General features: G+C 32.0%; 7 protein-coding genes. All 7 read right to left on the bottom strand.

The window, feature by feature from the left end; genetic code table 11:
- Positions 1–9: 9 nt before the first annotated feature.
- Positions 10–3,174, bottom strand: a complete 3,165-nt coding sequence (locus VJY32_RS00560; RefSeq protein ID WP_353675923.1) for a SusC/RagA family TonB-linked outer membrane protein — start codon at positions 3,172–3,174, stop codon at positions 10–12.
- A 189-nt stretch (positions 3,175–3,363) separates the two neighbouring features.
- Positions 3,364–7,008, bottom strand: coding sequence for a glycoside hydrolase family 2 TIM barrel-domain containing protein (locus tag VJY32_RS00555; protein ID WP_353675922.1), 3,645 nt, complete (start codon positions 7,006–7,008; stop codon positions 3,364–3,366).
- Between the two features lie 7 nt (positions 7,009–7,015).
- A complete protein-coding gene (locus VJY32_RS00550) occupies positions 7,016–8,062 on the bottom strand; it encodes a UDP-glucose--hexose-1-phosphate uridylyltransferase (RefSeq protein ID WP_353676405.1) in 1,047 nt (348 codons plus the stop codon).
- A complete protein-coding gene (locus tag VJY32_RS00545) occupies positions 8,049–9,224 on the bottom strand; it encodes a galactokinase (protein WP_353675921.1) in 1,176 nt (391 codons plus the stop codon). Before VJY32_RS00545 ends, VJY32_RS00550 begins: the two co-directional genes overlap by 14 nt.
- Positions 9,225–9,233: 9 nt before the next feature.
- A complete protein-coding gene (locus tag VJY32_RS00540) occupies positions 9,234–9,452 on the bottom strand; it encodes a hypothetical protein (RefSeq protein ID WP_353675920.1) in 219 nt (72 codons plus the stop codon).
- 15 nt (positions 9,453–9,467) lie between these two features.
- Complete coding sequence (locus VJY32_RS00535) at positions 9,468–11,129, bottom strand: sodium:solute symporter family protein (RefSeq protein ID WP_353675919.1); 1,662 nt, start codon at positions 11,127–11,129, stop codon at positions 9,468–9,470.
- A gap of 116 nt (positions 11,130–11,245) precedes the next feature.
- Positions 11,246–12,250: a LacI family DNA-binding transcriptional regulator gene (locus VJY32_RS00530; protein ID WP_353675918.1), complete on the bottom strand. Its 1,005-nt coding sequence runs from the start codon at positions 12,248–12,250 to the stop codon at positions 11,246–11,248.
- Between the last annotated feature and the right edge of the window lie 19 nt (positions 12,251–12,269).

The following is a 12,269-nucleotide window of genomic DNA, read 5'->3' as shown; positions in this document are numbered from 1 at the left end:
CTATTTTTATTAAAAATTGATTTCAATGCCAGTTCGTATTGTGCGTACTGTAGGATAAATTCCTGTATCGACTCCTCTTGCAAATAAATCAGTTCCAGTTACAGCAGGGTCATATCCAGTGTACTTTGTAAATGTGTAAGCATTCTCAACACTCAAATAAATTCTTAAGTTATTAGCTCCAAATCCCATAATAAATTCAGCTGGAATAGTGTAACCAATCTGGATATAAGTAATTCTTAAATAAGAAGCATTTTCAAGCCAGCGATCGGATTCCCTGTCGTTTCCATTTGGATCATTTAAGATTGCTCTTGGAATATTTGTGTTCGGATTTTGAGGAGTCCATGCATTCATTGTTGCTTTACTCCAGTTAATAGGAGCTTTCATTCTTTCTAAAAACCACTTTGTGCCATTAAACATTTTTTTACCAAGCACTCCTACCATATTAAGGGAGAAATCAAAATTCTTATAGGTAGCACTAAAATTCAATCCAAATTCGACATCAGGAATTGCACTGCCCATATTGATTTTATCATTATTATCTAAGACGCCATCACCATTCTGGTCAACAAATTTTATATCACCAGGAGCAGCATTAGGCTGTATCTTCTTTCCATTAGGACCTACATAGTTATCAATTTCTGCCTGGCTCTTAAAAATTCCAGCTGTTTGATATAAATAAAATGCACCTAATTCTCCACCAACTACAGTCTTAGTTGTAAGATATTGTCCCCACTCCATTGCACCAGCCCAAACCTCTTCACTTTTAGTCCCTAATTTTGTAACCTTATTTTTAATTGTAGTTAAATTTCCTGCAATTCGATAATTGAGATTCCCAATTATATCTTTATAAGTAAAATATAATTCAAAGCCAGAGTTCTCCATCGATGCAAGGTTTGTCAAAGGGCCTGTGGGAACACCTGTTGATAATGGAATTGGTGTGTTATATAATATTCCATCTGTCTTTTTGATATAATAATCTGCACCAACAGTAATTTTGTCCTGATATAATGATAAATCAAAACCAATATCTTGTGTGATTGTCTCTTCCCATTTAATCCCAGTTGATGGGAAAGTAGTAATTGCACCTCCGATTAACACATTGTTATCACCAAATGGGTAGTTCAAATTAATTCCACTACCAAAGGTTGAACCTACTGTTACACCTGGGATATACAGATAATCACCAATTTCTTGGTTTCCAAGTTTACCCCAAGCATATCTTAATTTCAAATCACTTACAGCAGAAGCAAAGGATAAAGATTTAAAGAACGGTTCAGAACTAATTCTCCAGCCAAGTGAAAAAGAAGGAAATGTTCCATAACGATTTTCAGGGGCAAAACGAGAAGAGCCATCGCGTCTTATTGTAAAGTTCAATAAATATTTATCATCAAAAGAATAAAATGCTCTTCCGAAAATTGATTCTAATCTGCTATCTGTCTGATAACCATTTACCCCGGGATTTAGTGTACCTAAATTAAAAACAGGTAAATAATTTGCCGGAAAATTTTCAATAGAAGCACCAACAGAGCGATATTCATTCTTTTCGCGAGAATAACCTGCTAAAGCACTGAATCTGTGTTTATCAATTGTAGCTTCATACGATAAAAAGTTTTCCCACACAGTATAATTAGTTCTTCCTATTGTTTCACTTAAATCTGCAGTTGCATTAATTGACCTAAAGCCAAAATTGTATGTTGGTGCATAATAATAACTTCTTGGATTTGAAATACTAATATTAGCTCTGGATTCAAACTTTAATCCAGAAATAGGTTCATAAATTACATATCCTATAGCTCTGAAATAGTCATTGGAATAAATATCATCACGCAAATAATTATTAGCTAAGATATTGATAGTTGCATCTGAATAACCTGAGCCTGCTTTAGGTCCGCCATATCCACCTTCGTTATTTGGATCCCATGGATTAATTGTGGGTGCCATAGCTAAGACTTGAAAACCTGGTGCACGTCCACCGGCATCTCCATTAATGTATTCATTTTCTTCTTTTCCAATCAATAAAGATTCGCCAAATTTAAACTTGCCATGTGTTAAATCTGAATTAACTCTAATAGACCATACTTTACCCCAGGTATCGGCTGCAATACCATCTTGACTAAAATAATTTCCTGAAATGCTGTAATTATAATTCCGTCCACCGCCACTAAGTGTTAGATTATATTTTCTTACTGGAACATTTTTACCATAGTATGCATCTTGCCAGTTAACATCTGGATTGTTTGCTAAAAATGAATCCGGGTTTGCTCTGTATGCACGTAGAAATTCAGGAATTGTATACTTTGGATCTGATGCTAAAGTATTATCATATGCCTTCGATAAAGTTTGTAGCCACTCTTTTGCATTAAGGAGCTCCCATTTTTTAGTAAGACTTTGAATTCCATAAGAACTAGAAAATTGAATGGTAGTTGGTTGTTCTCTTTCACCTCTTCTTGTTTCGACAATCACAACACCATTAGCTGCTCTTGAACCATAAATTGCAGCTGCAGAAGCATCTTTTAAGATATCGATTGATTTAATATCACTTGGATCAACAAATCTGATGTCACCTGGGACTCCATCGATAATATATAAAGGTTCGTTATTGTTTAATGTACCAACGCCACGAATTTTTATATTCGGATTAGAATTTGGTTGACCTGAATAAGGTTCAATAACAACACCTGGTGCATGCCCTTGAAGAGCATTAAGAGTATTGCCCAGACCAAATTTTTTAATATCATCAACTCGGACCGAACTGACTGCTCCTAAAACGTCTCTCCTTTGTTCAGTAGAATAACCTATAACTACAAGTTCTTTCCCAATTAAAATTGCAGATGGAGACATAGAAAAATTAACTGTAATTTTTTGGCCAGCAGTAATAGTTACATTTTGAAATTTTTCTTCGTAACCAATAAAACTACATACAATGGTATAATTTCCTGGTTGCACATTCCTAATTTCATAAAATCCTTTTGAATCAGTAGCAGTTCCAAGCGTAGTACCTCTAAGTATGATATTGCTACCTGGCAGTGGTTCATTAGTTATTGAATCGACCACAGTACCTGAAATTATTCCTGTTTCTTGTGCATAAATGATATTATTGCACAGAAAAATCAATAAAATAAAAATTAATATTTTGATAATATGATTGAAAAAGTAATGTGTAATTTTTTTCATAACACTCATCCTTGATTTAGTTATTTAATGATGATTTTGAGTTAATTTTGATAATTTAGCTGGCTTACATAGTTAATTCTCATCGATAAATTAATTCACTTTTTTATTAATGAATATTTACAAACGTTTGCGGTAACCTTTGCAATAATTTTTATTTTTAATTTCCTCATTTAACCTAACCTTTCAATTTTATTTCGATAACGGTATAATTGAAAATGAACTATTATAAACTTCGGGATAAACTCGATATTGCGGCATTGGTGGATTTGGAGTATCTCCCACTCCATTAATATTGTAATTTAATTGTAAATGAAGATTTCCATCCCGCATTAGTTGATAAGTATATTCTGCTCTATCTAAGTTAAAATACGGGACTGCTGAAATGTTTATTGGTTTCTCAGCAATAACTTTTATACCACTACCATTTTTATTTTTTATTTCAAACCATCGAACATCAGAGTAATTTCCATATTCCTGCGGTTCAATGTATGGATTCATTACAGAATCAATTTGAACACTGTGAATACCTAACTTCGCACCTGTCTTTCTATCAGAATAATTTTCATAAGGTCCTCTGCCATACCATATAATATTCTGGAAATTATCTGACATCATAAATTTAATTCCAATGCATGGCAGCCAGCTCACATTGAAATATCCAAGTGGAGTAATGTTGTGTGAAATTTTAACACTACCATCATCTGAAAATTGATAGATAAAATCATTAATTAATAAATCACTGCTTCTTGAAAATGTAGTATATGATTTTATTTTTATTAAAGCATTCTCTTTATCCACCTCAAATATTTCTACTTTATTTTGAAATTCATTTAGTCCCATGTTATACCAATCTCTTTCTTCAGCTTTGCCCCAATCTGACTTCTCATTAGAAATTGGAGCACGCCATATATTTGTATTCATTGAGTTTATTATAAAATTATTTTTATCAAACAAATTCATAGAACCTGTAGTCTTATCAATTTCATATCTCACATCATTAATTTTAATAGAACAAATATTATTACTCTCTTCAATTATTACTTGCGAATTAGATTTTTTCTCTAAAGATGTTTTTGCAAAACCCGTATACTCATTTAAAACAAATTGTTGAAAGTTAACTTCAAAGCCTTTTTCTTTGAACGGTTCATCATTTATTAGTTTGCAAGATAGTTCAACTACATAATCACCATCTTCAAAATTTTCTTTTAATGGTAAGGCGAAACTTTTTTCTGATTGCGGTTCTACACTTAAATTAATTTTTCCACTTTTTTCAATCTTCCCATCTTTATATAAATACCATTCTATATCAAATTTGTTAAGATTCGTATGAGAATATTTATTGACAACTTTGAAAATGCCGCTCTTTGGATTATCTGAATAAAAACGAACTGGCGACATGCTGTGTTTTGCCTGCCATAATTCAGGCTGCGGTTTTCTGTCTGTAGTTATCATTCCATTAATGCAGAATGGACTGATTCCAAATGTTAAATATTCCTTCCCTTCAGTAATTTCATCAAACTTAAGCCAGAGAATAGGTTGTGCATTTTCGAGTTTATCATAAATTTTAACTTCATCAAAAATGAAATTTGAAAGCCAGCCTAAATGCTGGTCATTGTTTCTGAAGGCATCTCTTCCAATATTTATTGGATAATGTGAAGAATTAATATTTCTATCATACTTTTTTAAACCCAAAATTTTTCCATCGATTGCTAAGGACATTTCTTTTCCATTATAAACTGCTTTTACTTTGTGCCATGTTGAATACCAATCTTCAGGCAATTTAATTTTAAGTGCATTTTTGTATGAATTAATGTAGAAACTCAGTGTGTCTTCTGTTATTTGAGTTACTCCAAATTGATAAGCTTTAGTTACCAAAGGATTTTCTAAATAAAATTTTTGTGGAAAAACTGTAAACTCGATTATCAAATTGTTGCTTCTTAAATCAAGGCGTGGGTCATCATATACTTCAATCCAATCATCCAATCCACTCAACTTAATAGCTTTCCCCTCAAGTCCCTCTACAATATCTGGTCTTCCCATCACACCACATTGAATATTGTTTGGCGAAAAATCTTTAACAAATTTTGATTTTACTTTTAACCCCTGGTCAACCCAATCCCAGACAAATCCGCCTTGAAGTTTTGGAACTTGATAAATTATTTCCCAAAACTCGTCAAAGTTGCCCAAACTATTTCCCATTGCATGTGCATATTCTCCCATAACAACTGGTTTTGATGTTGATAATCCAATTTGTCTTAATCTTGAAGGAGTAGGATATCTAGGACCAATTATATCAACATAAGGAGCTTCACCATCAGGCCAATTTGATTGATGCATTAAAAAGCGAGTTGGGTCAAATTTTTTAATGTACTCTGCCATTGCATAATGCGGCTTATCTAATCCGCATTCATTGCCTGTACTCCACATTACTACACTTGGATGATTTTTATCCCTTTGAACCATTCTAACAAATCTGTCCATAAAAGAATTAAAATAATCTTCTCTTGCTGGGAATGTATTTTCAGTGTAATGACATTCTGCATTAACTTCATCTTGAATTAAAATTCCATATTCATCACATAGGTCATACCATAAAGGATCGTTAGGATAATGACTTGTTCTTACAGCATTGAAATTAAACTGCTTTAATAATTTTATATCTTCGAGCATCAATTCTTTTGTTAAAGTTTTTCCTCCAACTGGATTATGTTCATGACGATTTGTTCCTCTGAAATAAATTGGCATGCCGTTCATCATTGCGATTCCATTTTTTACTTCTAATTCTCGAAATCCAACTCTTTGACATAAAATTTCAATTACTTTTTCATTCTGGTCAATTAATTCAAGAACAAGTTTATAAAGATATGGATGTTCATCAGACCATTTTTCCGGAGATGTAACTTTTTGAGTTAGAGTTGTTTGCAATTTATCTTTTACCTCAATGTAATCAGAATTATTTGATAAAACTTTTTTATTGGATGAATCATAAAGTGTATACCTAATTTTTACTTTCGATGATTTTTCTTGATAATTTTTTAATGTAATATCAAGTATCAAATTTGCATCTAAATATTTTTCATCAAGGTCCGTTTTGATGAATAAATCACGAATAGTCAGTTCTGGTTTCGAATAGAGATAAACATTTCTATAAATGCCGGAAAATCTGAACATATCCTGATCTTCAAGATATGAACCATCACACCAGCGAAGAACCATAACAGAAAGTAAATTATTTCCCTTTTCTAATTTATCTGTAATATCAAATTCGGCAGGGGTCATTCCATCTTCGTGATATCCTACATATTTTCCATTAAGCCATACAAATGCTGCTGATTGAATTCCATCAAAGTGAAGAAAGACTTTTCTATTTTTCCAATCATTTGGAACTTTGAATGTTTTTCTATAGAATCCAGTAGGATTAATATCATCTGGCACATAGGGTGGATTGTAAGGATAAAATTCCATTGGAATATTTCTATACATTAAATGGTCATATCCCTGCATCTGCCAGTTTGAAGGAACGGGAATTTCTTTCCATGCTTTGTCGTTAAATTCTTTTTTATAAAAATCTTTTGGTGCTAATGATGGATTAATTTTATAGTCGAATTTCCAGTTGCCATTTAATGATAAAAAGTAAGAAGAAAGATTGTAATCTCTCTGCAAAGCTCTGTCAATATTTTGATAGGGAATTAATATAGCAGTAGGTTCTTCTTTGTTTTCACCGAACACATTTGGATTTTCGATATACCTATTGATGTCAAAATCTAATTGTGGATAAATGTAATTTGTTAATAAAATGAATATCAAAACAATTTTTAAAATATTTTTTCTCATAGTTATCTCATTTCTTTTGTTTATAATGAATGGTTGATAATTCAGAAAGAACTTTTGCACTTTGTTCTGGAGTAATATCTCTTTGCGGCTCTGCAAGCATTTCATATCCAACCATAAATTTTTTAATTGTTGCCGACCTTAAAAGCGGCGGATAAAAATGCATATGCAAATGCCATTCTTTATGTTCTTTTCCATCAGTTGGTGCTTGATGAATTCCAGCAGAATAAGGAAAGCTTGTTTGAAATAAATTATCATATTTTGTTGTTATAACTTTTAATGCATTAGCAAATTCTTTTTTTTCATCTATCTTAAGTTGAGTAATGTTAGCAATTTTTCTTTTAGATATAATTAATGTTTCATAAGGCCATATTGCCCAGAAAGGAACAAGCACAACAAAAGAATTATTTTCATAAACAATTCTTTCTTTCAATTTTAATTCTAATTTGAGATAATCCGAAAGCAAACTTCGTCTGTATTTTTTGAAATACATTTTAAAATTCTTCAATTCCTTTGCAGGTTCAATTGGAATGCTTTCCTGAGCCCATATCTGGCAATGAGGGTGAGGATTACTGTTACCCATCATAGTTCCTTTATTTTCAAAAATCTGAACATAATTGATAAAAGGTTTAGAGCCAAGCATTTTAAATTCTTCAATCCAAGTATCAATTACTTTTTCAATATCAGATTCTGACATTTCAGGTAATGTTAAATCATGTCTTGGTGAAAAATTTACAACTCTGCAAATTCCCCTTTCACTTTTGGCAATCATTAAATTGTAATCGAATTTATTTTCAGGAATATTTTCAAGTAAAGCAGAAAAATCATTTGTAAAAACAAAAGTGCTTTCATAGTTTGGATTTGTTTCACCGTTAGCTCGTTTGTTGCCAGGACATAAATAACAATCAGGATCATATTGTGGACGAATTTCGTCATCAACTTTAGATATTTCACCTTGCCAAGGTCTTTGAGTTCTATGTGGTGAAACAAGTATCCATTCGCCTGTCAAAATATTTTTTCTTCTATGAGGAAAATTATTTAGTTCAAATTGTTGCATCTTCATAGACCTTTATAAAACTTGTTCCTTTGTTGATCGATGTTATATAATATTTAAGTTCTATACCAAATTTTCTTTTATATCTTTCAGCAAAAAAATTACAAATATCATTTACATCATTTTTCTCAATTAAATTAATTGTGCAGCCGCCAAATCCACCGCCCATCATTCTTGCACCAAAAATTCTATCTTCGTTTTTTGTAAGTTCTACAAGAAAATCTAATTCTTTGCAACTTACTTCATAATCTTTGCTTAATCCTTCATGAGTTTGATACATTAAATTTCCTACAGTTGGCAAATCTTTTTTCTTTAATGCATCGCACGCTTTTAATAATCTGTTATTTTCTTCAACAACATATTTACATCGATTAAATATTTTTTCCGGCATTTTATTTTTATAATCATAAATCATCTCTAAAGTAACATCTCGCAAACTTTGGGTATCTGGAAAATCTTTTTGAATAATCTGAACACCTTCCTTGCATTCTTTTCTTCTTTGATTATATTCAGAAGAAGCAAGAGAATGAGAGACTCCCGTATTAAAGAGAACTATTGAAATATTTTTGAATTCAAATGGGATATATTCATACTCGAGTGAACGGCAATCAATTTTCAAGACTTTATTTTCTTCACCAAAGATATTAATGTATTGGTCCATGATTCCGCATTTAACACCGACAAATTCATTTTCAGACTTTTGAGAGAGTTTTACCAAATCGAGTTTATCAATCTTCAAATCGAAAATATAATTGAGAGCATATGCTAAACCAGCTTCAATAGCTGCTGAAGAAGATAGACCCGCACCAATTGGAATATCTCCGCCAAAAACACAATTAAAGCCATTTATTTTATATTCGTTTTTATTCAATTGATCAACAATACCTATTAAATAGTTAGCCCAATTTTTATCAGACCTTTTTACGTCATCAATAGAAAATTCATAATTATCATTAATATCATATGCATATAAAAAGCATTTATTATCAGTTCGAGGTGCAATTGCAAAGTAAATTGCTTTATCAATTGCACCAGGTAAAACAAAACCCATATTGTAATCTGTATGCTCACCAATAATGTTTACTCTACCGGGTGAGCGAAGTATTAAAGGATTTTCATTAAAGAGTTCTCTAAATTTTTTTTCTATAGATTGCACATTCGCCATAATTCCACCTTATGAAATAGTAACCTTTCTGTTTTTTATGTATAAGATTCCACCAAATGTAATCATTACTGCCCCCCACCAAATATTGGGGTGAGTTTCACTCAATACTGTGAAACGTGCCGAAGGATTTAACAAATAATATATCCCTGCTAAAAAAATTATTCCTCCCATAATCAAGAGGATTAATCCCACAAAATACCAGATTGGTTTCATGCCTTTGACTGTCATTTCTATTCTCCTTTATTACCAGAAAATTATGTTAAGTATTACTAAAACAATTAATGAAATAATTGCAACAAATTCGGGTTTCTTAACAAAAGGTAAATGTTCATCATACTTTTCTTCAGTCAATCCTTTAACTAAACCAACCAATTCTTCTTTTGGCTTTTTCTTTGTAAATAAACTTATAATTACTGTAACAACAGCACATATTAGCCAAGCCCACCATGCTCTCCAGAAGTTTGCTGCCATATCACTCTGAACACTTGACATCGTTATTAAGCTTTCATTAAACCAATGAAATTTTACTCCCATATACATTAAAAATGATGAAAGCATACCCGTTATCAATCCCCAGAATGCTCCATTTGGAGTGATCCACCATACGAACATTCCCAATAACATGGTTGCAAATAATGGAGCATTAACCCATGAAAATATTGCCTGCATATAATCCATTATGCTAGGAAAACTTTTTGCCCAGTATGCTGTGCCTAATGAAACAATAACACCAACTACTGTAGAAACTCTTCCCATCCATAATAAATGTTTATCACTGGCGTTTTTATTCAGCACTGATTTATAAATATCATAAGTCCAAACAGTATTAAATGCACTAATGTTGCCTGCCTGACCTGCCATAAATCCCGCGAGCAATGCAGTAACACCCAATCCTACTAATCCACTTGGATAATATCTTTTAATTAACATTGGAAGTGCAGAATCGTAATTTACCTGTCCACCATCTTCTAATAATTTGAAACCGCTATTGGGGTCGTTATACAAAGCAATTGCAATTAATCCAGCAAGTATTACTATAAATGGCAATGCCATTTTGAAAAATGATGCAAGTATTGGAGTCATTCGTGCAGCTCGCAAGTCTTTAGCTGAAAATGCTCTTTGAACTACAAGAAAATCTGTAGTCCAATATCCAAATGATAATACAAATCCCAATCCTAAAACAATACCTGCCCAATGAATTAACATTCCATTCTGTGTCGGATCTGCTGATGTTGACCACAATGTATTCATAGATTCTGGAAGTCGATTTAAAATTTGGTCTATACTTCCTATTTCTATTATTCCCATAATTGATACAAGAAATAATCCGAACCAGATTAAAAAGAATTGAATTATTTCAGTAAATATTGCAGACATCAATCCACTTAATGTTACATATGCTGCAACAGTAGCAGCACTCACCCACATGCTAATATCCCAGTTCCAACCTAAAAATGTATGAAGCACCAATGCCATTGCATAAAGATTAATACCAGAAACAAGCAATGTCATTATTGCGAATGAAATTCCATTTAATACCCTTGTCTTTTCATCGAATCTTAATTTAAGGTAACCGGGGATAGATTTAATTTTACTGCTGTAATAAAATGGCATCATGTAGATACCGAGAAAAAGCATAGCAGGAATTGCACCTATCCAGTAGAAATGAGCTACATACATACCATATTTGAATGTATTGCCAGTCATTCCAAGTAACTCAAGTGCTCCTAAGTTTGCAGATAAAAAAGCAAGACCTGCAACCCAAGAAGAATTTTTTCTTCCTGCAAGAAAAAAGTCTTCTTCACTTGTAGTAAATTTTTGTAGATAAACTCCAATGCCTATTACGAAGGCAAAATAAATCAGGATTATTATCCAGTCGATTGGTGTAAGTCCTATTGATGGCATAAATAATTCCTTATTTGTGATTAGATAACAAATAAATCAAACTTTCATTCAATAAAAAATCAAGTAATTCAATTAAAAACTTGCAATCGATTGCAATATTCAACAAAAAAACTATATTATGCTGAACCGCGTATAATTAAATCAGCATTTAGAACAATTTCTTTATCTTCTGTTATATTTTTTTTCTCAATTAAGTTAATCAAAATTTCAGCTGCCTTTTTTCCCATTTCGAATGATGGTTGATTTACAGTAGTCAGAGGTGGATCAACCAGACTAGTAATTTTATTATTTGAAAAGCCAACAATAGCAACATCAGTAGGAATTCTTAATCCTGCCTCTTTAATTTTTTGAAATGCACCTATTGCAACTGGGTCGTTAACAGCAAAAATAGCATCCGGAATAATATTTTTTTCTAAAAGAGCGGACATCGAATCATAACCATCTTGCTCGTGCAAACCACCATATATAATTAATTCATTGTTAATAATTAAACCATGTTTATTTAGTGCTTCAATATATCCATTCATTCTTTTTTTACAAATGTCCAATCCAACTGGACCAGCAAAATGAGCAATTCTCTTGTAACCTTTTTGAATTAAATATGATACTGCGTTAAATGCACTTTGCTTATCATCAATCACTACTTTATAAGTATCTACATCTTCACATGTTCTATCAAAAAAAACAAGTGGTATTCCTTTTTCAATTAAGTCTTGGAAATGATTTCCTTGTTTAGTATTCTGTGATATTGAAACAATTAATCCTGCCACACGATGATGCATTAATAAATTTGTATTCACAACTTCCCTTTCAAAGCTTTCATTTGATTGACAAAGAATAATTGTATATCCTGAATTATAAGCCACCTGTTCAATACCACTTATAGCAGAAGAAAAAAAATCATGCTTAATTTCCGGGACAATTACACCAATTGTTGTTGTTCTATTACTCTTAAGACTTTGAGCTATCGGATTAGGTTTATAGTCTAAATCTTTTGCTACTTTTTTAACTTTCTTTTTAGTTTCAATACTAATATCAGGATGGTCATTCAGTGCGCGGGATACTGTAGATGCGGAAATTCCTAACTTTCTGGCAATATCATTTAATGTGCTATGTCTCATTATTAATAATCATTTTGCA

This window comes from Rosettibacter primus, from assembly GCF_036860675.1.
GTDB classification, from domain to species: domain Bacteria; phylum Bacteroidota; class Ignavibacteria; order Ignavibacteriales; family Melioribacteraceae; genus Rosettibacter; species Rosettibacter primus.
The sequence above is the reverse complement of the archived record's forward strand: the minus strand, read 5'-3'. Positions and strand labels throughout refer to the sequence as shown.

What these genes read in the sequence shown, in the direction of transcription:
- VJY32_RS00560 (WP_353675923.1), bottom strand. Translation starts at nt 3,174, where the DNA reads ATGAAAAAAATTACACATTACTTTTTCAATCATATTATCAAAATATTA.
- VJY32_RS00555 (WP_353675922.1), bottom strand. Translation starts at nt 7,008, where the DNA reads ATGAGAAAAAATATTTTAAAAATTGTTTTGATATTCATTTTATTAACA.
- VJY32_RS00550 (WP_353676405.1), bottom strand. Translation starts at nt 8,062, where the DNA reads ATGCAACAATTTGAACTAAATAATTTTCCTCATAGAAGAAAAAATATT.
- VJY32_RS00545 (WP_353675921.1), bottom strand. Translation starts at nt 9,224, where the DNA reads ATGGCGAATGTGCAATCTATAGAAAAAAAATTTAGAGAACTCTTTAAT.
- VJY32_RS00540 (WP_353675920.1), bottom strand. Translation starts at nt 9,452, where the DNA reads ATGACAGTCAAAGGCATGAAACCAATCTGGTATTTTGTGGGATTAATC.
- VJY32_RS00535 (WP_353675919.1), bottom strand. Translation starts at nt 11,129, where the DNA reads ATGCCATCAATAGGACTTACACCAATCGACTGGATAATAATCCTGATT.
- VJY32_RS00530 (WP_353675918.1), bottom strand. Translation starts at nt 12,250, where the DNA reads ATGAGACATAGCACATTAAATGATATTGCCAGAAAGTTAGGAATTTCC.